At 63.9% G+C, this 21,346-nt stretch carries 23 protein-coding genes; 20 read left to right on the top strand and 3 right to left on the bottom strand.

What is annotated here, in order from left to right:
- Positions 1-186 precede the first annotated feature (186 nt).
- From ACIQTS_RS11400 to rpsN, 9 genes are all read left to right on the top strand, one after another.
- Positions 187-1,410, top strand: a complete 1,224-nt coding sequence (locus ACIQTS_RS11400; RefSeq protein ID WP_105657043.1) for a PotD/PotF family extracellular solute-binding protein — start codon at positions 187-189, stop codon at positions 1,408-1,410.
- Between the two features lie 15 nt (positions 1,411-1,425).
- Positions 1,426-1,587, top strand: a complete 162-nt coding sequence (locus tag ACIQTS_RS11395; protein ID WP_181148813.1) for a hypothetical protein — start codon at positions 1,426-1,428, stop codon at positions 1,585-1,587.
- Positions 1,584-2,717 carry an ABC transporter ATP-binding protein gene (locus ACIQTS_RS11390; RefSeq protein ID WP_332727292.1) on the top strand — a complete coding sequence of 378 codons (1,134 nt, stop codon included), beginning with the start codon at positions 1,584-1,586 and terminating at the stop codon, positions 2,715-2,717. The genes ACIQTS_RS11395 and ACIQTS_RS11390 overlap by 4 nt, the downstream gene beginning before the upstream one ends.
- Positions 2,714-3,637, top strand: a complete 924-nt coding sequence (locus ACIQTS_RS11385; RefSeq protein ID WP_105657041.1) for an ABC transporter permease — start codon at positions 2,714-2,716, stop codon at positions 3,635-3,637. The genes ACIQTS_RS11390 and ACIQTS_RS11385 overlap by 4 nt, the downstream gene beginning before the upstream one ends.
- A 1-nt stretch (position 3,638) precedes the next feature.
- Positions 3,639-4,436: an ABC transporter permease gene (locus ACIQTS_RS11380; RefSeq protein ID WP_402473419.1), complete on the top strand. Its 798-nt coding sequence runs from the start codon at positions 3,639-3,641 to the stop codon at positions 4,434-4,436.
- A gap of 360 nt (positions 4,437-4,796) precedes the next feature.
- Positions 4,797-5,297 carry a MarR family winged helix-turn-helix transcriptional regulator gene (locus ACIQTS_RS11375; protein ID WP_402473417.1) on the top strand — a complete coding sequence of 167 codons (501 nt, stop codon included), beginning with the start codon at positions 4,797-4,799 and terminating at the stop codon, positions 5,295-5,297.
- 327 nt (positions 5,298-5,624) lie between these two features.
- Complete coding sequence (gene rpmB / locus ACIQTS_RS11370; protein WP_013349911.1) at positions 5,625-5,861, top strand: 50S ribosomal protein L28; 237 nt, start codon at positions 5,625-5,627, stop codon at positions 5,859-5,861.
- Positions 5,862-5,863: 2 nt separating this feature from the next.
- Positions 5,864-6,034, top strand: coding sequence for a 50S ribosomal protein L33 (gene rpmG / locus ACIQTS_RS11365; protein WP_013349910.1), 171 nt, complete (start codon positions 5,864-5,866; stop codon positions 6,032-6,034).
- Positions 6,035-6,037: 3 nt separating this feature from the next.
- The gene (gene rpsN, locus ACIQTS_RS11360; RefSeq protein ID WP_013349909.1) at positions 6,038-6,343 is read left to right on the top strand and encodes a 30S ribosomal protein S14; all 306 of its coding nucleotides are present in this window, start codon (positions 6,038-6,040) and stop codon (positions 6,341-6,343) included.
- Between the two features lie 60 nt (positions 6,344-6,403).
- Here rpsN and ACIQTS_RS11355 read toward each other — a convergent pair whose 3' ends face one another.
- Entirely contained in the window at positions 6,404-6,985 is a 582-nt protein-coding gene (locus ACIQTS_RS11355) for a DnaJ family domain-containing protein (protein ID WP_402473416.1), read from the bottom strand.
- A 219-nt stretch (positions 6,986-7,204) separates the two neighbouring features.
- Between ACIQTS_RS11355 and ACIQTS_RS11350 the strand changes: the two genes are divergently transcribed.
- The 11 genes from ACIQTS_RS11350 (at position 7,205) to ACIQTS_RS11300 (ending at position 18,718) form a co-directional block, all read left to right on the top strand.
- On the top strand, positions 7,205-8,173 hold the full coding sequence (locus ACIQTS_RS11350; RefSeq protein ID WP_402473415.1) for an SDR family NAD(P)-dependent oxidoreductase: 969 nt from the start codon (positions 7,205-7,207) through the stop codon (positions 8,171-8,173).
- A gap of 174 nt (positions 8,174-8,347) precedes the next feature.
- Positions 8,348-8,632, top strand: a complete 285-nt coding sequence (locus ACIQTS_RS11345) for an HU family DNA-binding protein (protein WP_013349906.1) — start codon at positions 8,348-8,350, stop codon at positions 8,630-8,632.
- Positions 8,633-8,907: 275 nt separating this feature from the next.
- Complete coding sequence (locus ACIQTS_RS11340; RefSeq protein ID WP_013349906.1) at positions 8,908-9,192, top strand: HU family DNA-binding protein; 285 nt, start codon at positions 8,908-8,910, stop codon at positions 9,190-9,192.
- 158 nt (positions 9,193-9,350) lie between these two features.
- A complete protein-coding gene (locus tag ACIQTS_RS11335; RefSeq protein ID WP_332730598.1) occupies positions 9,351-9,959 on the top strand; it encodes a hypothetical protein in 609 nt (202 codons plus the stop codon).
- A 43-nt stretch (positions 9,960-10,002) separates the two neighbouring features.
- Positions 10,003-10,593, top strand: a complete 591-nt coding sequence (locus tag ACIQTS_RS11330) for a copper resistance CopC family protein (protein ID WP_105657035.1) — start codon at positions 10,003-10,005, stop codon at positions 10,591-10,593.
- Between the two features lie 76 nt (positions 10,594-10,669).
- A complete protein-coding gene (locus tag ACIQTS_RS11325) occupies positions 10,670-11,206 on the top strand; it encodes a copper chaperone PCu(A)C (RefSeq protein WP_402473413.1) in 537 nt (178 codons plus the stop codon).
- Positions 11,193-12,341 (top strand): Dyp-type peroxidase, encoded by a 1,149-nt coding sequence (locus ACIQTS_RS11320; protein ID WP_402473411.1) that lies wholly within the window; start codon positions 11,193-11,195, stop codon positions 12,339-12,341. The genes ACIQTS_RS11325 and ACIQTS_RS11320 overlap by 14 nt, the downstream gene beginning before the upstream one ends.
- Before the next feature lie 65 nt (positions 12,342-12,406).
- Entirely contained in the window at positions 12,407-14,461 is a 2,055-nt protein-coding gene (locus ACIQTS_RS11315) for a cytochrome c oxidase assembly protein (protein ID WP_332728376.1), read from the top strand.
- A complete protein-coding gene (locus tag ACIQTS_RS11310; protein ID WP_332498521.1) occupies positions 14,454-15,218 on the top strand; it encodes a hypothetical protein in 765 nt (254 codons plus the stop codon). Before ACIQTS_RS11315 ends, ACIQTS_RS11310 begins: the two co-directional genes overlap by 8 nt.
- 172 nt (positions 15,219-15,390) lie before the next feature.
- The gene (locus ACIQTS_RS11305) at positions 15,391-17,298 is read left to right on the top strand and encodes an NHL domain-containing thioredoxin family protein (RefSeq protein ID WP_402473409.1); all 1,908 of its coding nucleotides are present in this window, start codon (positions 15,391-15,393) and stop codon (positions 17,296-17,298) included.
- A gap of 181 nt (positions 17,299-17,479) precedes the next feature.
- Positions 17,480-18,718 (top strand): MFS transporter, encoded by a 1,239-nt coding sequence (locus ACIQTS_RS11300; protein ID WP_332594843.1) that lies wholly within the window; start codon positions 17,480-17,482, stop codon positions 18,716-18,718.
- On the opposite strand, the gene ACIQTS_RS11295 is transcribed toward ACIQTS_RS11300, so the two are convergent.
- Both ACIQTS_RS11295 and ACIQTS_RS11290 read right to left on the bottom strand, forming a co-directional pair.
- The gene (locus ACIQTS_RS11295; RefSeq protein WP_365943172.1) at positions 18,715-19,737 is read right to left on the bottom strand and encodes a hypothetical protein; all 1,023 of its coding nucleotides are present in this window, start codon (positions 19,735-19,737) and stop codon (positions 18,715-18,717) included. The genes ACIQTS_RS11300 and ACIQTS_RS11295 overlap by 4 nt on opposite strands.
- A gap of 66 nt (positions 19,738-19,803) precedes the next feature.
- Complete coding sequence (locus ACIQTS_RS11290; RefSeq protein WP_402473408.1) at positions 19,804-21,339, bottom strand: helicase HerA-like domain-containing protein; 1,536 nt, start codon at positions 21,337-21,339, stop codon at positions 19,804-19,806.
- Between the last annotated feature and the right edge of the window lie 7 nt (positions 21,340-21,346).

Here is a 21,346-nt window from a genome sequence, read left to right as displayed (position 1 = left end):
TTTCCACAGACCCTACCGTCACTGATTCAGTTGCGAAAGGGGTATTTTTGAAAGTTTTCAGTTTTCGTAACGTAATTTTTACAAGGAAACTTGCGTTCGGGTCTTGTTGGACCTGTGCATTGCTGGCAGGATGAACGACAACACTTTCATGTGTGGCCGATCACATTCGTCGTTAGGATTCCAGCCATGTCGCACTCGCAACGCCGACTTCCGCAAGACCCCCAAGTCCGCGCACTGGTCCAGGCCATGAGCCAGCGCAGCTACTCCCGCCGCAGCGTGCTTTCCGCGGCCGGCGCATTGGGCCTGACCGGGCTGCTCGCAGCCTGCGGCACCGGAGGAAGCAGCACCAAAGCCGCACCGTCGATCGAGGACATTTCCGCAAATGACCCCACCGTGAACTGGGCCAACTGGACCCTGTACCTGGATTACGACGACGAGAAGAAGACCTACCCGACACTGGATGCGTTCACCAAGCAGACCGGCATCAAGGTGAACTACCGCGAGGATATCGACGGCAACGACACCTACTACGGCAAGGTGCAGGGCCAGCTCAAGGCAGGCCAGGACATCGGCCAGGACATCATCACGATGACCGACTGGATGGCCGGCCGCATGATCCGCCAGGGCTACGCCCAGGAGCTGGACCTGGCGAACATCCCCAACTCGGCCAACCTGCTGCCCAATCTGAAGGACGTGGACTTCGACCCGGGACGCAAGCACTCGCTGACCTGGCAGTCCGGCTACGCCGGCATCGCCTGGAATAAGAAGGCATTCCCCAAGGGCCTGAAATCCGTCGAGGACCTCTGGGATCCAAAGCTCAAGGGCCGTATCACCGTGCTCGATGAAATGCGCGACACCATCGGCCTGCTGATGCTGCACAACGGCGTGGACATCGCCGGCCAATGGGGCGAAAGCGAATTCGGCGCCGCCGCCGACGTGCTGCGCGAGAACATCGGAAATGGCCAGATCCGCCAGGTCAAGGGCAACTCCTACAAGGAGGACTTCGTCTCGGGCGATGCGATCGCCGGCATCGTCTGGTCCGGCGATATCGTGCAGATGAACTTCGAGAACGATGACCAGTGGGAGTTCGTGATCCCCGAGGCCGGCGGCACCCTGTGGAGCGACAACCTGATGGTCCCGGTGGCCTCGCCACGCAAGGCCAACTCCGAGAAGCTCATGGACTTCTACTACGACCCGGCCGTGGCCGCGCAGGTCGCAGCCTACGTGAACTTCATCTGCCCGGTGGTCGGCGCCCAGGAAGAAATGGAAAAGATCGACCCGGACCTGGTCGGCAACCCGCTGATCTTCCCGACCGATGAGGATCTGGCCAAGGCGCATGTCTTCCGCTCGCTGGAAGCGGATGAAGAGACCGCGTTGAACTCTGAATTCCAGAGTGCAATCGGCGCCTAGAAAGCGGGGAACACCATGACTCGCCAACGAGCCATCAACTGCCAGCGCCTGTCCAAAGGCCGCGGTCCGGGCCCGGCCCGCGCCAGGGACGTCGTCAACCGGGCAACCTCCGCACGTGCTGTACCGGCAGCAGAAACCGATTTCCACAACCAGTTCCAGGAAGTGATAGGGGCATGACAACCTTGGCAACGCGTACCGAAACCACTGCCACCGGCGCGGATCTGCACCTCTCGGGCATCACCAAGCGCTTTTCCAGCTTCGTGGCGGTCAAGGACCTGGATTTGGTGGTCCCTTCGGGCACCTTCTTCGCCCTGCTCGGACCCTCCGGTTGCGGCAAGTCGACCACCCTGCGCATGATCGCGGGCCTTGAGGCCCCCAGCGAGGGCAGCATCTCGATCGGCGGCCAGGACGTCACCGCGCTGGCCAGCCACCAGCGTCCGGTGAACACCGTGTTCCAGTCCTATGCGCTGTTCCCGCACATGAGCGTGCTGGAAAACGTGGCCTTCGGGCTCAAGCGCAAGAAGGACAAGCAGGCGATGGAGAAAGCCAGGGCCGGGCTGGACCTGGTGGAGCTCGGGCACCTTGCCAATCGCAAGCCGATCCAGCTCTCCGGCGGGCAGCAGCAGCGCGTGGCCCTGGCCCGGGCGCTGGTCAATCGCCCGCAGGTGCTGCTGCTCGATGAGCCCCTCGGGGCACTGGATATGAAGCTGCGCCGCCAAATGCAGCTGGAGCTGAAGAACATCCAGACCGAAGTCGGCCTGACCTTCATCCACGTCACCCACGACCAGGAAGAGGCCATGACCATGGCCGACGTGGTCGCGGTGATGAACGGCGGACGGATCGAGCAGATGGGCCCGCCGCGCGAACTCTACGAACTGCCCAAGACCGCGTTCGTCGCGAACTTCCTGGGCAAGTCGAACCTGATGCGCGGCACGGTCAGCGGCAATGACGCCGGCATGCTCAGCGTCATGGTCAACGGCCAAACCATCTTGCTGCCGGCCGACCGCGCCGTGCAGGCTTCAGGGGAGGTGGTCGTCGGGGTGCGCCCGGAGAAGATCACGATCTCGCGCGAGGGCTATGCGGGGGAGAACCGCTTGTCCGGCACCGTGGTCGACGTGTCCTTCACCGGCACCACCACCGAGTACCTGGTCGAGGTGGACGGGATCGGCACGCTCGGGACCTTCACGCAGAATCGCGGCCAGCAGCCGGCTGCCGAAGGCGACACCGTGTACCTGTCCTGGGAGGCGCAGCATTCCTTCGGCCTGGCCGGTGCCGAGCACGAGGATGCCGGAGTTGACCAGCCATGACGGTCATGACCAAGAAGGGCATCGTCGACCTGCGCAGCCCCGAGGAGATCCGGGCGGAGCGGCGCAAGGGCCGCACCGGCGTCTACCTGATCGCCCCGGGCATGCTGGTGCTCGCCCTGTTCTTCGCGCTTCCGGTGGTTGTCCTGCTGGCAATGAGCCTGTACGTGAAGCCCGAGGGCGGGGAAATCGGCGAATTCGTGCCGGGTTTCGAAATCGGCAACTACGCCACGGTGCTCGCCGCCTACTGGCCCGAGCTGCTGCGCTCCTTCGGGTTCGCGCTGATCGCCACCGTCCTGGCCTTGCTCATCGGCTTCCCGATGGCCTACTTGGTGGCAGTCCGCTTGCGCGAGAAGACGCTGCTGCAGGGCATCTTGCTGGTGCTGCTGATCGCCCCGTTCTTCTCCAGCTTCATTCTGCGCACCCAGGCCTGGAAGCAGATACTGGCCGACGAGGGGTTCATCGCCCAAACGCTGAAATTCCTGGCGATCCTGCCAGCCGACGGGCACCTGACCGCCACGCCGTTCGCGGTCGTCGCGGGCCTGACCTATAACTTCCTGCCGTTCATGGTGCTGCCGATCTACGCTAACCTGGGCCGGCTGGACACACGCCTGCTCGAGGCCTCGGGGGATCTCTATGCCAGCCCGATGACCTCCTTCTTCAAGGTGACGCTGCCGATGAGCGCCCCGGGCGTCTTCGCCGGCACCCTGCTGACATTCATCCCGGCCGCCGGCGACTACGTGAACGCGGCCCTGCTGGGCAATAACCGCAATACTACGATGATCGGCCAGATCATCGATTCCAGATTCTTCAAGGTCATCGATTACCCGGGCGCCTCGGCGTTGAGCTTCGTGCTGATGGTCTCGATCCTGGTCCTGGTCACGATCTATATCCGCCGCTTCGGGACCAAGGAGCTGATGTAGCATGAAGCAGAAAATCGGACGCTGGTTCATCCCTGCTGTCGGCGGGCTGGCTTTCATCTACCTCCTGGTCCCGATCGCGTACATCTTCGTGTTCTCCTTCAACGATGCCGGCCGCACCAACCTGGACTGGCGCGGCTTCACCCTGGAGAACTGGCAGAACCCCTGCGGCGCTCCGGCGGTCTGCGAATCGCTGGTGCACTCGCTGCAGGTCGGCACGGTGGCCACGATTGCCGCTACCGCCTTGGGCACGCTGATCGCCATCGGCCTGGTCCGCTACAAGTTCCGGTTCCGCAAGCTCACCGATGTGCTGATCATTTTGCCGTTGGCTACGCCGGAGGTCGTGCTCGGTGCTTCGCTGCTGGCACAGTTCCTGAACCTCGGTTGGGAACTGGGCTACGCCACCATCGTGATCGCCCACATCGTGTTCTGCATGTCCTTCGTGATCGTCACCGTCAGGGCTCGTGTCTCCTCGCTGGATACGCGATTGGAAGAAGCGGCCGCCGATCTCTACGCCTCGCCGCGTGCGGCCTTCTGGAAGGTGACGTTCCCGCTGCTGCTGCCAGGCATTGTGGCCGCCGCGCTGTTGTCCTTCGCGATGAGTTTCGATGATTTCATCATCACGAATTTCAACTCCGGCACCTTCCAGACCTTCCCGAAGTTCATCTATGTGGCAGCTACCCGCGGCATCCCGGCCCAGGCGAATGTCATTGGTTCGGCGATGTTCATCCTTGCCCTGCTCGTGGTGGTCATCGGACAGGTGATCAGCTACCGGAAGAAGAAACAGCTGGAGAATTCCTAGGTTCCAAAGGCCCGCGCTCTTCAGCGCGGGCCTTTGGCTTGCCAGCTGGTCAAAAAGCAGGGATCGTCACTAGCATGAGCGTTACCCAGCTCGCTCCTTGCGCCCTCTGGGACCTGCACGTTTTTGGACTGGCGCTAGGCCTCCGGCCGCTTGCTGCTCTTGCGGTGATTTGCAGGACCATTGCCTGCAGGATGCAGCCGGGCCCAAAGGCCATTAGGGTGGCTGGCGGAACGAAATATTGGCAGAGAGCCGAAATGCGGGCATCTGACATATAGTAAATACTTAGCTTTACAATATATGGTCTACAGGTTGATACCTTGCTGGCCTGTAGGTGCAGGTCTATGAACGATTGGAAACTTCATGAGCGATAAGCCAGTTTGGCTCTCCGGGCCTGAACGCGACGCCTGGCTTGGACTGCATGCTGTCATGACTTTGCTTCCGGCGGCCTTGGATTCCGATCTGCAGGGCCTGGAAGGCATCACGCTTTTCGACTACCACATGCTCGCCATGCTCTCCGAGGCCAAGGACCATCAGCTGACCATGACGACGCTGGCTTCGCACACCAGTGCTTCGCTTTCGCGACTGTCGCATGTGGTCAAGAAGCTGGAGAAGCGCGGCTGGGTTACCCGCGAGCAGTCCGCAGAGGATGCCCGTGTGAAAATCGCCTCATTAACTCAGGTCGGATGGGAAGCCGTGCAGCAGATGGCGCCTCACCACGTTGCCTCGGTGCGCGGACTTCTCTTCGATACCCTTGATGACAAGGACGTTAACGATCTCACGCGGATCGCACGCAAAATTACAACTTCGCTTGATGCGGATCATTGGATCCTGAATTCGGAAAACCTCGATTTGGAACACTGAGGAATTCTCGATAAGCTAATCAGGCGTTAATCGCGTGTGTTGTTATGCCGTCTAACAGCAGAACAACTGCGCGTTGCCCGTAATACCGAATATCGTGGCCGACTGAGTACGGGGAAATTGCTCGACCGGTTGCGAAGTTCACCGACTTACATACTTTAAGGCTCTTCGGTTGGTTCTCACCCAGCCTGGTTACCTTCCTAGTGTGCAGTATTAACGGTGTTTCACTGGTTGGCGGGACTCATAACGCAGAAGCGGTGTCGATATTTTGGTATGGGCACTGTGCGCGAGTACCGCCGAATTTTACTACTAACTAACTGAGGAGTGATCATGGCAGCTGTTTGCCAGGTAACCGGTACTACTCCGGCCTTCGGACATAGCATCTCCCACTCGCACCGTCGCAACAAGCGTCGTTTCGATCCGAACATCCAGAAGAAGACCTACTACGTGCCTTCACTGCGCCGTAAGGTGACCCTGACCCTGTCGGTCAAGGGCATCAAGGTCATCGATGCTCGCGGTATCGACGCTGTAATTGCTGACCTGATTGCGAAGGGTGTGAAGCTCTAAAAATGGCAAAGAAGGATAAGGACGTACGTCCGATCATCAAGCTGAAGTCCACCGCTGGAACCGGTTTCACTTACGTAACCCGTAAGAACCGTCGTAACAACCCTGACCGCATGGTCATGAAGAAGTACGACCCAGTCGTCCGTAAGCACGTTGAATTCCGAGAGGAGCGCTAAGACATGGCCAAGAAGTCCAAGATCGCAAAGAACGAACAGCGCAAGGTCATTGTCGAGCGTTACGCTGCAAAGCGTCTCGAATTGAAGAAGACCCTGGTTGATCCAAACGCAACCGACGAAGCTCGCGAAGCTGCACGCGTAGGCCTGCAGAAGCTTCCACGCGATGCTTCCCCGATTCGCGTTCGCAACCGCGACGCAATCGACGGTCGCCCACGCGGCACCTTCCAGAAGTTCGGTATCTCCCGTGTTCGCTTCCGCGACATGGCGCACCGTGGTGAGCTTCCGGGCATCACCAAGTCTTCCTGGTAAGACCTGCAAGTCTTTTGACTTAGCAAGCCGCCTTCCCTTTCGGGAAGGCGGCTTCGCCTTTTAACGTCGCCACCACCGGCGTTTCACCGGTGCCTTCTCTGCCACCGGTGCAGGTTCTGCCGCCCGGCGTTCCTGCCAACCAAGCACCTCTGCGGTGGAATCGCGCAAAGCGGTGATCACCGGCGGGCCGCCAAGCAGCTGCCGCCGCGCCTCGATAATGCGGGCATTGAAATCCTCGATATGCTCACGCACGGCCCGCTCGGAGGGCAAGCGGTCCAAGGTCTGCTCCATCTGCTCATCTTCCACGCGCAAAGTCAGCGCTGGTGGGCCCAGCCCGGTAAGCTGCTCTCGGCGCATCATGGACTTCAGCCACCAGTCGGGATCGTCATTGCTGGTGATATGGACGATCTTCTGGCCCGAGAGGGCAAGATTGTCGAAGTCCCCGCGGGCGAAAGCCTCATCGAGCACGGAGTTGGCCACTTCCCATGCCTCGTCCTCGGCATGCAGCTGCAGCGGCGTCTTCTGCTTCTCGACGGGTGCCATCCCGGTGGCCTGCGCATACTCGTCCACCGGCAACGGCTCGCTGTCCTGCTTCATCTTGTACCGGGCCGCATTAAGTGCGGCATCCTCGCTGTGCTCCATCTTCCAATGATCCCACCGTGTGCCTGAGCCCGGCAACGGCACTGGGACTTTCCGAAGCAATTGATGGGGGAGCTGGGAAGATAAAATCATTCCCTTCGGGTTCGGGCGCTTCGCCAAGGATCCAGTGCCCAGCAAGCGGCTGCGAGGTGGCTGGAGATCGCTATAAGCGGCCATGTCCCACCCGCAATCGAGCATTATCCCTGTAGTAGCGTGTATTCCATGAAGCCAGCGACGCGCTATCCGAGACCCGCAACTGACATCTACGCGAACCGGCAGCGGTGGGCGCCGCTGGGCCAAGGCAAGACCGTTGTGGTGACCGGCGCGAATAGCGGCCTTGGCTTCTTCGCGAGCCTCGGCTTGGCGCGAGCCGGTGCGCAAGTCATCCTGGCCTGCCGCAACCAGAGCCGTGCGGAGCATGCCATGGAGCAGATCCGGCTGCGCGTACCGGCGGCTAGCGTGGAATTCATGCAGTTCGACTCCTCGCGCATGGAATCCGCAATGGGACTGGCAGCTGAACTGCGCAATCGGCCATTGGATGCGCTGATCGCCAATGCCGGGGTCATCCGGGCGCCGCAGAGCCGCGTCGAGGGCCTGCTGGGCCATGAGCTGACCATGAGCACGAATTTCATCGGGCATGCGCGGCTAGTCGGCGAGCTGGCCGAACGCTTCGCCCAGCCGCTGCGGTTCATCGGGCTGGGATCGATGTCCACCCGGATGCTAGCTACCGATCCGCAAAACCTGGCCTTGACCCGCGACTACCATCCATACCGTGCCTATGCGCAGTCCAAGGCGGCAGTGCAAGCCTTCACCTTGGCCCTGGACCACCGGCTGCGCCAGCTGGACCTGCCTGCTCGCGCGCTGGCCATCCACCCGGGGTATTCGCTTTCCGGGCTGACCTCGCAGGTGCCCAACATCAACGAACCGGACTTTGCCAAGCGGCTGATTGGCCAATTGCAGTCCAGTTTCGCGCAGGGCAAACATGAAGGTGCGGTGGGATTGGTCGAAGCGGCATTGGCGCCGGAACTCGAAGACGCGCCCCGAGGCAGCTACTTGGGGCCGAAATACCTCACGAAGGGTCCAACGGCACTGGCCAGCCCGGCGAAAGCGACCCGCGGCAAGGAGCTGCAAAGCAAAGCCTGGGAACTTTTCGTGGAGGCAAACGAAGGCCTCGATCCGTTCGCGCTGTAGGTCCCGGGTGAACTTTCACACCCTTGATTTGGCGAAAATTCAGCAGAATCCGCAAGATGATGCACTTTTTGTCGCTTTCAGCTGGTAAGTTCAACTCTTGATAAGTCCGTGCGACCGTGCGGCGTTCGGGGCCCGGAAGAGGGCTTTGGATCACTAGTCCAGGAGGACCATACATTGGCTATGAACCGTAGCGAACTTGTTGCTGCTGTTGCAGCGAAGACCGAAAACTCCCAGGTTGCCGTTAATGGTGTTCTGGATGCAGTCTTCGAGGTTTTCGTCGACCAGATTTCCAAGGGTGAGAAGGTGTCGATCCCAGGTTGGTTGGCTGTAGAGCGCACCGATCGTGCAGCTCGCACCGGCCGCAACCCACAGACCGGTGAAGCAATCCAGATTCCTGCTGGCCACTCGGTCAAGCTGACCGCTGGGTCGAAGCTGAAGGCTGCTGTAGCCAAGAAGTAAGCTTCCGCTAGAGCTTTGCGCAAGGCCCGCTATCCGTTCCCGGATTGGCGGGCCTTGCGGCGTTAAGGAACGTTGCAAAAGCCTTCATTGAACCCAAAAATGCTGCCGTTGAGCCAAGAAATCTGCAATTAGTTGAAAAAATCCCGGTTTTCCGCCTGTTTTCCGCAGTTCTGGGGCAAAACGTTTGATATGTTCTCACTGGTAAGACCGTGCGACCGTGCGGCGTTCGGGGCCCGGAAGAGGGCTTTGGATCACTAGTCCAGGAGGACCATACATTGGCTATGAACCGTAGCGAACTTGTTGCTGCTGTTGCAGCGAAGACCGAAAACTCCCAGGTTGCCGTTAATGGTGTTCTGGATGCAGTCTTCGAGGTTTTCGTCGACCAGATTTCCAAGGGTGAGAAGGTGTCGATCCCAGGTTGGTTGGCTGTAGAGCGCACCGATCGTGCAGCTCGCACCGGCCGCAACCCACAGACCGGTGAAGCAATCCAGATTCCTGCTGGCCACTCGGTCAAGCTGACCGCTGGGTCGAAGCTGAAGGCTGCTGTAGCCAAGAAGTAAGCTTCCGCTAGAGCTTTGCGCAAGGCCCGACCCGCTCCGGAGAAATCCAGGAGGCAGGGTCGGGCCTTCTGCTTTATCGGAACACCGTTTGAGGCGCTCTTCTACTTCGCGTAGAATCAGCTTCGATCGTAGAACTCCGCGAAGAATGGCTGCCCATCGTGTCACAGAAACCCGCAACCCGCGTTATCCGCGGCTGGTTGGCGGCAAGCGTGTGCACCTGGACAGCCTTTGCCGCGCACGCCCACAGTGCGCCTACAGCGCTATCGGTGGTGGCCATGGTGCTCATTACCTGCGTCTCTGCGGCAATCGGCGTCGTGCTGGTGGGCCGGAAGTTCTCCTTGTGGGCGACCAGCCTGGTCGTGCTGCTCAGCCAGGGGCTCTACCACCTGAGCTTGTCGGTGATGAGCCACCAGGGCGGCGATCTTTCCGGACTGGAACACGCGCACCATGCGGGGCGCAATCCAGCGCTGGCGCAGGACATCACCGCGCAGTACGCCAACGTGCATACCGAATCGATGCTCTACGCCCACGTGCTGGCCGCGATCGCCAGCGTTCTGGTGCTCTACGGCGGTGAACGCCTGCTCAAGGCCTTGGCCGGCTGGCTCACCCTTTCAACGGCCCGGCGGATCCTCTCGCGCATTCGCGTGCAGGTACCTGCTGCCCGGCCGCTTCGTGCCTACTTCCCCTTGCGTTTCCAACTCAAGCTGGCGCAATTGGGAAGACTGCCGGAGCGCCGCGGTCCGCCCTGCTTCATTCTTGCTGCCTGAGTAAAGAATCGAAGCGCCCCGCAAGGGGCTTGGAAGGAACATCATGAGCGTAGTAACCAAGAACATCACCCGGCTGGTCGCAGTACTGGCATTCTCCTTGCTGGCTTTCGCCGGCTCGATCGGTGCCGCCAACGCGCACGACCAGTTGATCGGCTCCACCCCGGAGGCCGGGGCCACCATCCAGGAAGTGCCCGAGGACATCACCCTCGAATTCTCCGGCGTGCTCCAGAGCCTATCCGGCGTGGACTCCACGGTGGTCTCGCTGACCCTCGATGGGGAAAAGATCGACACCGAGGCCAAGACCAAGGGCACCAAGGTCACCGTCACCCCGGCCAAGGAGCTGGGCAACGGCGAGTACCAGCTGGCCTACCGCGTGGTCTCGTCTGACGGCCACCCGATCGAGAACAAGATCGGCTTCAGCGTCGACGCGCCACAGGCCGCCCCCACCCTGGTCAGCTCGAGCGCGCCAGCGGCGCCTAGCGACTCCGCAGGGTCCGCCGACCTTGATCCAGGCGCTAACCCGGTCCAGGACCTGGGCAGCTCGATGAGCCCGGTGGTCTGGGTCATCATCGGCGTGGTCATCCTTGGCGGCGCGCTGGGCGTGCTGGCCAAGTTCATGCGCCAGTCCAAGTAGCCCCCACCCTTCCGGTGCGCCCGAGGCCACCGCTGCCTTTGGCGCGCCTGCACACCGAACCCGAAAGCTTGAGAACATGAATTTCCGCAAAACCACTGCACTGGCCCTGGGCCTTGGACTGCTGCTCACCGGCTGCGCGCAGAGCGCCGACGGGCAGCAGCCCGCACCGGCCGCCGAACAGGAAACCGCCGGGCAAGCCGAAGCGCTGGCCACCAGCGAAACCTGGGCCAAGGCCGCCGAGTCGGGCATGAGCGCGGCCTTCGGCATCCTGCACAATCATTCTGGCACCCCGATTGCGCTGCGCAAGATCAGCAATGCCCAGGGCGATCAGATCCAGATCCACGAAATGCGCGGCACCGGCGACGGGATGACGATGGCGCAGCTCGAAGGGGATCTGGTGATCGAACCCGGCAAGGACGCGGTGCTGGCACCGGGCGGCCACCACCTGATGTTCATGGACCTGCAGGAACCGCTGGTGGCGGCCCAGACGGCGAGGCTGAAGCTGGAATTCGCCGACGGGTCGAGCACCCAGGTGGACTTTCCGATCCGCAACTTCGACGGGGCCAACGAAAGCTACGACGAGCATGCCGGGGATGCGCATGCCGGGCACTAGCGTCGACCGCCGGCTGCTGCTGGGTACCACCGCGGCCGCCGCGCTGGGCGGAATGCTCACCGGGTTCGGCACCGGAAAGCTGAGCGCTCCAGCCCCAGCGGCCACCGCCAACCCGCAGGGGTACCGCCCGTTCTACGGGAAGTACCAGTCGGGGATCCTCGACGGCCAGCAGGCCCACGCGGTCTTCGCCGGGTGGGATCTGCACTGGCGCGAGGGCTCCAAGAAGGAGCAGCTGCGCGCGGTGCTGCAGATGATCACCGATGATGCGGCCCGGCTGGCCAGCGGCCGCGGAGTGCTGGCCGACACCGAACCGGAAATGGCGCAGCCCGGAGGCGAGCTGACGCTGACCGTGGGGCTGGGCCAGAGCCTGCTGGATGTGGCCGGGCGCGGGCAGATCGGCACGCTGCCGCGCTTCGCCGGGGACCAGCTCGATGAGCAGTACGGGCAGTGCGATCTGCTGATCCAGTTCTGCGCGCAGGAGCAGACCGTGCTGCACCATGCGGTGCGGGCGGTGTCCAAGAACCTGCGCGGGCTGGGCGCCAGGCGCTTCGCCCAGACCGGGTTCATCAACCCCGGCGGGCGCGGGTTCCGCAACCTGTTCGGCCAGCTCGACGGGATCAACAACCCCGGCGGAGAACTGCGCGAGAGCGCGGTGTTCGGCCAGCCGGGCTGGATCGAGAACGGGACCACCCTGGCGCTGCGCAGGTTCGAGATGGACCTGGCTGGCTGGGACGAGGTGGACGGCGCCGGACGGGACCATGCCCTGGGCCGCCGGCAGTCCGACGGCGCGCCGCTGTCGGGCACCAGCGTGGATGACCCGGTGGACCTGGCCGCGGCCAATGAGCTGGGGCTGCCGGCGATCGCGGCCAACGCCCACGTGGCGTTGGCCAAGCCGGCCAGCGCGGACGAGACCATGCACCGGCGGGGCTACAACTTCGACGGGGCGGCTTCCGGGTTGCTGTTCGCCAGCTACCAGCGCGACCCGGCCACCAGCTTCATCCCGGTGCAGCACCGGCTGGCGGCCGCAGATGCGCTGAACACCTGGCTGAAGCCGGTGGGATCGGGCCTGTACGCGATCCTTCCCGGGGTGCGCGAAGGCGGCTACCTGGGGGAGGCGTTGCTGGGCCAGGTGTGAGATGCGCCCAAAGCGGGCTGCCGCGCGGTGACCGGCCGGGCGAAAAATGAGATGATGAGAAGGTTATGGATACAGCACAGCGCACGGTTTCAGTCACCCGCTTCATCCTGCCCGGAATCCTCGCTGCGGCGGTGGCCTTCCTGGCGGCGGTGTTGTTCACCGGGATCGCCCGGCCGGCGGATTTGGCCGATCCCGGGGCTTTCGTGCGCTGGTCGCTGCCCATCTCCCGGGCCATCCACCATGCCTCGATGTCGCTGAGCATCGCCGCACTGGTTTTCGGTGCGGCGATCATCCCGCGGTCCGCCAAGGTGACCGGCGATGCCGAAGGCCAGGCCCATCCGGCGTTCGCCCGCACGATGAATATCGCCGCCGGGGCCGCGGTGGTGTGGACCCTGTCCGCGGCCACCGTCATGCTGCTGACCTTCTGGGATTTGGCCGGCATCCCGATGAGCCTGGATCCGCAGTATTCGGCCGCGATCCTGGACTACATCCTGTCGATCACCAGCGGGCGGGCCTGGGCCTGGATGGTGGTGATCGCCGCGATCACCAGTTCGCTGGCCCTTGCCGCGCGCTCCAGGACCACGGTGGGGCTCAGCGCATTCTTCTCGCTGTTCGGCATCCTGCCGCTGGCCTTCATCGGCCACGCGGCCGGGGGAGACGACCACTTCGCCGCGGTGAACTCCATCGGCCTGCACCTGCTGGCCGTGGTGCTCTGGTTTGGCGGCATCATGGTGCTGGCCCTGCTCGCTCCGACGCTGGCCGGCGAAGCGCCGGGACGCAAACGCGGGCAGGTGCTGGCCGGGGTGGTGCTCAAGCGCTATTCCGCGCTGGCCACCTTCGCGGTGTTCCTGATGATCGGCTCGGGCCTGGCTTCGGCGGTGATCCGCATTACCGGCTGGGACCAGTGGCTGACCCCGTACGGCATCCTGGTGATCGTGAAGATCCTGATCACCCTGGGGCTGGGCGCACTGGGCCTGTGGCACCGGCGCATGGTGATCCCGCGGCTGCTGGAGGGCAAGTTCACGGCGCTGCGCGCGGCCTGGCAGGTCGTGGCCGGCGAGGTCATCCTGATGGCTGCGGTGATGTCGGTGGCCACCGTGCTGGCGCGCACCGCTCCGCCGACTTCCGATGAGCCTCCGGTGCAAGCGACCCCGGCCCGCCTGCTCACCGGCTACGACCTGCCGCCGGCCCCGGATACCGCCGCGTGGTTCACCACCTGGCGCATGGACTGGATCTGGGTGGCCGTGTGCCTCTTCGGCCTGGCCGTGTACCTGTGGGCCTTCATCAAGCTGGCCCGCCGCGGCGACAAGCCCAGCGTGCTGCGCCTGGCCAGCTGGATCGTGGGCCTTTTCGCGCTGTTCTACGTGACCAGCGGCGCGGTGGCCGTGTACGGCAAGATCCAGTTCTCCACCCACATGGTCGATCACATGTCGCTGACCATGATCGTGCCGATTTTCCTGGTCCTGGGCACCCCGGTCACGCTGCTGCTCAAGGTGCTGGGATCGCGCGTCGACGGCACCCGCGGCCCGCGCGAATGGATCCTCTACCTGGTGCACTCGCGCTACTCGAAGGTCATCACCCACCCGATTTTTGCCGCGGTGAACTTCGCCGGCTCGATCGTCGTCTTCTACTTCACTCCGTTGCTGGAACCGGCCATGCGCTACCACGCGGGCCACGAGCTGATGAACCTGCACTTCCTGCTCACCGGATACCTGTTCGCGCTGTCGCTGGTGGACGCCGACCCGGTCCCCAAGCGCTACCCGTACCCGATGCGCCTGGTGGTGCTGCTGGCCACCGTCGCCTTCCACGCCTTCTTCGGGGTGGCGCTGATGAGCACCGAAACCCTGCTGGCCCCGGATTACTTCGGGAACATGGGCCGCACCTGGGGCGGCACCGCACTGGAGGACCAGGTGGTGGGTGCCGGGGCGATGTGGGCGATCGGCGAAGTGCCGACCCTGGTCCTGGCCATTTTCGTGGTCATCTCGTGGCTGCGCCAGGACAAGAAGGACACCAAGCGCTACGACCGCCAGGCCGAGCGCGACAACGACGCCGAGCTGGCTGCCTACAACGAAATGTTCGCCCGCTTCAAGCAAGCCGACCGAAGGGACCCACGTGCCTAGCACCCAGAAAATCCTCGCCGCCTCCCTGGCGGTGTGCGCGCTGCTGGCCGCAAGCGCCTGCTCCGCGCAATCCGAAATGCCGCAGGACGAAACGCACAAGATCGCCGTGCAGGGCACCGCGACGCCCAGCGCATCGCAAGAGCCGCAAGAGCCTGCCCAGCCGGAAGAAATGACCACCGCGCAGGTGGCCACCACGGCCGGCGCAGTGATGGCCGCCGAGCTCGGCTTCCCCTCCAGTGCCAAGATCCAGGGCGAGGACCTCGAATCCCTGGCCACGCCGCCCACCGATACGCTCAAGGACCTGGTGGTCCTGCCGTCCCAATGCTCGGCTCCGATCGAGGACTTGAACTGGTCGCCGGTGCAGCTGGGCACCGAGGCGGCGCGCACCGACTTCACCAACGAGAACCAGTCGATCACCGGGTCGGTGGAGGTGGCCAAGCTCGGCGACGGGGCGGCGAAGGTGGCGGCGCACAATGCGAACGTGGCCACCATCCTGGAGGAATGCAAGAGCGTGAAGCTCAACGGGCTGGACTACCGCGAGACCCTGGCGTTCTCCGATCCGGGCGTGCAGGATGCGGATTCGGCCCTGTACTACAGCCGTGATGGGCAGTATGCGCAGGATTCGCTGGTGCTGATCAAGAGCACCGGGGAGTATGCGGTGATGGTCTCCTTCCTCTCGGCGACCTCGCTGCAGGATGCCGCCTTCAACCAGGTGGCCACCGGCATCATGGACACCGTGCTCGCGCAGCTGCCCTAGCTCGCCGCCCCGGCAGGGAATAGAAGGCGTGGGCCTGCGGTTACACCAGCAGACCGTGAGCGAGTTTCACACTTTTCTCAATGTTGCTTAACACCGTTAGCCCCAGCGGGCCGCGGTGGCAGATAATTGAGGTTCGAATTGCCGCAGCCGCGGCGACAGCGAAAGGATCACCATGAGCACTTCCGAATCCGTCCGCGCCAATTACAAGGTGCGCGCCAGCGAACTGCTGGGCCGCAACTGGCTGAATACCGGCGGCAAGCAACTGGATCTGGACGCATTGCGCGGCAAGATCGTGCTCCTGGACTTCTGGACCTTCTGCTGCATCAACTGCCTGCACGTGCTCGACGAGCTGCGCCCGCTGGAGGAGCAGTACAAGGACGTGCTGGTCACCGTCGGCGTGCACTCCCCGAAGTTCGAGCACGAAGCGGATCCGGATGCGCTGGCCGCCGCCGTGGAGCGCTATGAAATCCACCACCCGGTGCTCGACGACCCGGATTTGGTCACCTGGCAGGCCTACGGCGCCCGCGCCTGGCCTACCCTGGTGGTATTGGATCCCGAAGGCTACATCGTCGCGCATCTGTCCGGCGAGGGCCACGCCCAGGGCCTGGGCTCGCTGGTCGAGGAACTGGTAGCCGAGCACGAAGCCAAGGGAACGCTGCACCGCGGCAACGGGCCGTACGTGGCACCGGCAGCCCGCGAAGGCGACCTGCGCTTCCCGGGCAAGGCCATCGCCCTGGCCAACGGCAATTTCCTGGTGGGCGATTCGGGCCACCACCGCCTGGTCGAACTGGCCGGCGACCTGTCCACCGTGGTGCGCACCATCGGCGCCGGGGTCAAGGGCTATGCTGACGGGGACGCTGCCACCGCGCAGTTCAACGAACTGCAGGGGCTGGCCGCCTTGCCGGCGGAACTGGCCGCCGAAGTCGGCTACGACGTGATCGTGGCCGACACCGTCAACCACCGCCTGCGCTCGGTGAACCTGGCCACCGGCGCCGTGGGCACCCTGGCCGGCAACGGCGTGCAGCGCCTGCTGGATTCGGAGAACGCCCGCCAAGAAGTCCAGCCCACCGAGCTGGGCACCGATGCGCTGAATATTTCGCTCTCGTCCCCATGGGATGTGCTCTACCACCCATCGGGGCAGGTCATCGTCGCGATGGCCGGAACCCACCAGATCTTCGCCTTCGATCCGCGCACCGGCGCCGTGTCGGTCTTCGCCGGCACCGGGCTGGAAGGCCTAACCGATGGCGCGCCGGATGAGGCCTGGTTCGCCCAGTCCTCGGGCCTAGCGCTGGATGGCGAGAACGTGTGGATCGCCGACTCGGAAACCAGCGCCCTGCGCTGGATCGAGGTCGAGGACGGCAAGGCGAGCTCCGTGCATACCGCGGTGGGCACCGGCCTGTTCGACTTCGGCTTCCGCGACGGCCAGGCGCAGCAGGCGCGCCTGCAGCACCCGCTGGGCGTGGCCGTGCTGCCGGACCACTCGATTGCGATTGCCGACTCCTACAACGGCGCGGTGCGCCGCTTCGATCCGGCCACCAAGACCGTGTCCACCCTGGCCAAGGGCCTGAAGGAACCGGCCGACGTGCTGGTGGACACCACCGTGGACGGCGATCCGGTGCTGCTGGTCGTGGAGACCAACTCCCACCAGCTGGTGCGCATCCCGATCCCTGCCGAAGCACTGGTGGTCGACCAGGGCGCCAGCCAGACCCAGCGCCCCAAGACCCGGGTGCAGGCCGGCAAGCACGGGATCCTGGTCCGCTTCGCCGCACCCAAGGGGCAGAAGCTCGATGACCGCTGGGGCGATCCGACCCAGCTGAAGATCTCGGCCAGCCCGGAGGAACTGATCCTCGACGGCGCCGGCACCTCGGTGGGCCTGTCCCGCACCCTGGAACTGAACCCGGAGGTGGCCGAGGGCGTGCTGCACATTACCGCCCGCGCGGCGGCCTGCGATGGCGAACCGGGCGGCGAGATTCCCGATCACGCGGCCTGCCACCTGTACCAGCAGGACTGGGGCATCCCGGTGGTGCTGGACGCAGAGGGCGAGGACGAACTGCTCCTTGACCTGCGTGGCGTGAACTAGCCCCGGCCCGAAGCATGCATCAGGCGCACCAGCGATGGTGCGCCTTTTGCGTGCCCGGCGGCGAACGCCCGGGCAGCGCCACAGCAAGAATCTGAGGAAACCTCAGCATTTTCCTGCCCGGGTGGCTAGACTGGAGGGCGGGAGGAGCCGGAGGGATCTGGCGGTAGCTATGGCGTCGAAAATGTTCCGTGCACTGGAAGTACCAAATTACCGGTTGTGGGTGATCGGTGCGCTGGTCTCCAATATCGGAACCTGGATGCAGCGCGTGGCCCAGGACTGGCTGGTGCTCACCGAGCTCACCGACCACGATGCAGTGGCCACCGGCATCACCACCGGCCTGCAGTTCCTGCCCGTGCTGCTGCTGGGCCCCTACGCCGGACTGATCGCCGACCGCTTCGACAAGCGCCGGTTGCTGATCCTCACGCAGAGCTTCATGGGAGTCTGCGCCCTGGTCCTGGGCCTGCTGGTGGTTACCGGCACGGCGCAGCTGTGGCATGTCTACGTGCTGGCCACGATGCTGGGCATCGGCGCCTCCTTCGACGCCCCGGCACGCCAGGCGTTCGTCTCCGAGGTGGTTCCCGGCACCCACCTGGCCAACGCGGTGGCGTTGAACAGTGCCAACTTCAACCTGGCCCGGCTGGCCGGACCCGGCGTGGCCGGTGCGGTCATCGCGCTGGTGGGCACCGGACCGGCGTTCCTGCTCAACGGCGCCTCATTCCTCGCGGTGATTTTCTCGCTGGTGTTCATGCGCAAGGACGCGCTGAACCCCTCCAAGCCGGTCGCGCGCGCCAAGGGGCAGGTGCGCGAGGGCTTGGCCTACGTGAAGAACCGCAAGGACCTGGTGCTGATCTTCTTCCTGGCTGGCGTAATCGGCACCTTCGGGCTGAACTTCCAGATGACCAACGCGCTGATGGCCACCGAGGTCTACGGGGTAGGAGCAGGGGAGTACGGGATCCTGGGCTCGATCATGGCCGTGGGCACCTTTGGCGGGGCGCTGTTCGCTGCCCGGCGTTCGGCTCCGCGCTGGCGCTTCCTGATCGGCGGCGGCGTGTTCTTCGGCATCGCCGGGATTGCCAGTGCGTGGATGCCCAACTACATCGCGTTCGCGCTGGTGCTGATCCCGGTGGGACTGGGGTCGCTGACCTTCTTGAACAGCTGCAACACCATGGTGCAGACCTCGGTGCCCCCGGAGTACCGGGCGCGCGTGCTGGCGCTGTACCTGATGGTGGTGATGGGCGGTACGCCCATCGGCTCGCCGCTGATCGGCTGGTTCGCTGAACTGTTCGGGATCCAGATCGCCGTGACCATTGGCGCCGGGTTGTCGCTGGCCGCCAGCTTGGCAGCGCTGGTGGTCTGGCAGAAGTTCAAGACCAACGCGGTGCCGCTGCGCAGCCAGTTCCGCGAACTGCTCGGACGCTAGCCGGCCACCTGTTCGCCGCCGGCCACCGGAACCACGGAAACTTCGGTGGTGCTGGTGGTCAGCTGCGCGGTGAAGGAGTAGTCATCCTTGACGGTCTTCTTGGCCTTGGCGCCGGTGCGCAGATCCTGCTCGGTCAGGGTCAAGGTGGCGGTGGCCTTCAGCGGGGACAGCACCCAGGCACCGTTGTAGTAGTTCACTTCAATGGTGGGGTACTTCGCGATGGACCAGTCGATGGTTGCCGGGTCCACGCGCGCCGAGGTGCTGTAGGCGAACGGGCATCCGGCAGGCATCAGCACCTGCTCGCTGGCGCACTCGTTGAGGTAGTTCTTCACCTTGGCATTGATGGCAGCGATGAATTCCTTGGTCGGTTCGGTCTTCAGCGCGATCTCCACCGGCTCCTTGGCAGGCTTGGTGACCACCATCCCGCGGGTGTCGGCCGCAAAGTTCTTGGTGCTGAAGCTCGCGTCGAGGATCGAGGGGTAGAACACCGGAAGGGTGCTCACGCCAGCCGATAACGGGATCTTCTGCTCGTTGACCGTGACCTCGTTGACGGTGTTGGCCTTGATCTTCACGCTGGGCAGCGTGCTTGGCTCGAAGGCCCACTTGTCGAACAGCAGCCAGGATTTGCCGGCATGGCGCAGCGTGTAGGTCGATTCCTTGTCCACGCCGTGGGCCTTGTAATGCGCGGTGACGGTGCGCAATTGCTCATCGCCCTCTACCGCCTGGGCCTTGTCGGTGGTGAAATCCGTAATTCCGGCCTGGGTGCGCTTGAGCACGTCCCCGTCCAGGGCAACAGCATCGCCCTGCGGGACCTGGGCCTGCATCAGGCCCAGGGCTTCGGCGCCTTCGCCCCTGGCCAGATGCTGCTGCAGTGCCTGCACCTGGTGCTGGGGGGAGAAGAGCGTACGGTTGGCGGCGATCGTTCCGGCAATGACCAGAACGACGACAGCCGCTGCAGCCAATGCCCAGCGAAGAGCCAGGCGGGCAGCGGAGATCGGCGTGGAATTACGAGTGTTCATCAGTAGCTAGGCTATCTGGTTTCCGGGCCCAGACCGAAAACGGCGTGCTGGAAGAGCCAGGTATTACTAACGGCGGCGCTTGCGGTTGCCGAAGAAGCCGCGGATCAGCTCGCGGCCAAGCACCTTGGCGGCCCCCATGGCCATGTCCATCATCGGGTTCCCTTCTTGGCGCGGTTGGCTCTGGCGTGGGGCGCTTTCCCGTCGTGGCTCCTTCGCCGGCTCGGGAGCAGTCGCTGGCGCCGGCGCCGCGGCCCGGGTTTTGGCCTCGAGCATTTCGCGGGCAGAATCACGATCCACTGCGGCGCTGTACTGCGCAGCCAGCGTCGAAGTGCCACGGACCTGGGCCATCACCTCAGGTGAGGCCGGGCCGATGTTGGACCCCGGCGAGGACATCTTGGTCCACGCTACCGGGGTCGGTGCACCTTGCTCGCCCAGCACGGTGACCACAGCCTCGCCGACACCGGCCTGGGTCAGCGCCTCCTGCAGGTCCAGCTCACCGGTTGGGAAGGTCTTGATGATCTGCTTGAGCGCGCCCTGGTCCTTGGCGGTGAACACGCGCACCGCATGCTGGATGCGGTTACCCAGCTGGCCGAGCACCTCATCGGGCAGGTCGGTCGGGGACTGGGTGATGAAGAACAGGCCCACGCCCTTGGAGCGGATCAGGCGCACGGTGTTGATGATCGCATCGGTGAACGCCTTGGTAGCATCCTTGAAGAGCAGGTGGGCCTCGTCGAGGAAGAACACCAGCTTGGGCTTCTCCAGGTCCCCGGCTTCTGGCAGGTCCTCGAACATGTCGGCCAGGAGCCACATGAGGAACGTGGAGAAAAGCATTGGCTGGGAGCTGACCGAGGGCAGTTCCAGGATGTTGATGACGCCCGCGCCGTCGCGCACCTGCAAGAAGTCCGCGGTATCGAACTCCGGCTGCCCGAAGAACTGGTCCAGTCCCTGGGTCTGCATGATCGTGATGCCGCGCAGGATCACCGATGCGGTGGATGAGGAGACGCCGCCCAGGGCGGCCAGCGCCGGGGCGCCGTCGTCGCTGAGCAGGAAGCTGATGACAGCTTTCAGGTCGCTGAGGTCATCCAGCGGCAGCTTATTGGAATCGGCGTAATGGAAGATCAGCTGCAGGCATTCTTCCTGGGTTTCGTTCAGTTCCAGGACACGGGCCAGCAAAATCGGGCCGAAGGCGTCCACGCTGGCGCGTACCGGGACGCCCTGCCCATTGCCACCCAGGCTGAGGAACTCGACCGGGTTGGTGCGCGCAACGAATTCGTGGCCGAGCTCGGCCAGTCGGGCACTGAGCTTCTCCGACGGTTCGGCAGGCTGCGCCAGGCCGCTCAGATCGCCTTTGACATCGGCGAGGAAAACCGGAACCCCGGCCACGGAGAGCTGTTCTGCCATGGTCTGCAAGGTGACGGTCTTGCCGGTGCCGGTGGCACCAGCGATCAGGCCGTGGCGGTTGAGCATTTTCAACGGCAGGCGGACCTGCGCGGTTGGCTCGGCTTTGCCGCCGATCAGTGCAGCCCCGAGCTCCAAGCAATCGGATTCGAAGTTGTAGCCTTCAACGAGGCTGGTCAGCAAAGTATTCGTTTCCTGGGTCATGGCTTCA

The sequence above is a fragment of the Glutamicibacter sp. NPDC090743 genome, from assembly GCF_044769125.1.
Lineage (GTDB): Bacteria > Actinomycetota > Actinomycetes > Actinomycetales > Micrococcaceae > Glutamicibacter.
This window is presented reverse-complemented; position numbering and strand designations above follow the sequence as displayed.

Coding starts and splice junctions, on each gene's coding strand:
- ACIQTS_RS11290 (WP_402473408.1), bottom strand. CDS start 21,339: ATGACCCAGGAAACGAATACTTTGCTGACCAGCCTCGTTGAAGGCTAC.
- ACIQTS_RS11390 (WP_332727292.1), top strand. CDS start 1,584: ATGACAACCTTGGCAACGCGTACCGAAACCACTGCCACCGGCGCGGAT.
- ACIQTS_RS11385 (WP_105657041.1), top strand. CDS start 2,714: ATGACGGTCATGACCAAGAAGGGCATCGTCGACCTGCGCAGCCCCGAG.
- rpsN (WP_013349909.1), top strand. CDS start 6,038: ATGGCCAAGAAGTCCAAGATCGCAAAGAACGAACAGCGCAAGGTCATT.
- rpmG (WP_013349910.1), top strand. CDS start 5,864: ATGGCAAAGAAGGATAAGGACGTACGTCCGATCATCAAGCTGAAGTCC.
- ACIQTS_RS11330 (WP_105657035.1), top strand. CDS start 10,003: ATGAGCGTAGTAACCAAGAACATCACCCGGCTGGTCGCAGTACTGGCA.
- rpmB (WP_013349911.1), top strand. CDS start 5,625: ATGGCAGCTGTTTGCCAGGTAACCGGTACTACTCCGGCCTTCGGACAT.
- ACIQTS_RS11315 (WP_332728376.1), top strand. CDS start 12,407: ATGGATACAGCACAGCGCACGGTTTCAGTCACCCGCTTCATCCTGCCC.
- ACIQTS_RS11350 (WP_402473415.1), top strand. CDS start 7,205: ATGAAGCCAGCGACGCGCTATCCGAGACCCGCAACTGACATCTACGCG.
- ACIQTS_RS11295 (WP_365943172.1), bottom strand. CDS start 19,737: ATGAACACTCGTAATTCCACGCCGATCTCCGCTGCCCGCCTGGCTCTT.
- ACIQTS_RS11325 (WP_402473413.1), top strand. CDS start 10,670: ATGAATTTCCGCAAAACCACTGCACTGGCCCTGGGCCTTGGACTGCTG.
- ACIQTS_RS11400 (WP_105657043.1), top strand. CDS start 187: ATGTCGCACTCGCAACGCCGACTTCCGCAAGACCCCCAAGTCCGCGCA.
- ACIQTS_RS11395 (WP_181148813.1), top strand. CDS start 1,426: ATGACTCGCCAACGAGCCATCAACTGCCAGCGCCTGTCCAAAGGCCGC.
- ACIQTS_RS11355 (WP_402473416.1), bottom strand. CDS start 6,985: ATGGAGCACAGCGAGGATGCCGCACTTAATGCGGCCCGGTACAAGATG.
- ACIQTS_RS11380 (WP_402473419.1), top strand. CDS start 3,639: ATGAAGCAGAAAATCGGACGCTGGTTCATCCCTGCTGTCGGCGGGCTG.
- ACIQTS_RS11300 (WP_332594843.1), top strand. CDS start 17,480: ATGTTCCGTGCACTGGAAGTACCAAATTACCGGTTGTGGGTGATCGGT.
- ACIQTS_RS11305 (WP_402473409.1), top strand. CDS start 15,391: ATGAGCACTTCCGAATCCGTCCGCGCCAATTACAAGGTGCGCGCCAGC.
- ACIQTS_RS11375 (WP_402473417.1), top strand. CDS start 4,797: ATGAGCGATAAGCCAGTTTGGCTCTCCGGGCCTGAACGCGACGCCTGG.
- ACIQTS_RS11320 (WP_402473411.1), top strand. CDS start 11,193: ATGCCGGGCACTAGCGTCGACCGCCGGCTGCTGCTGGGTACCACCGCG.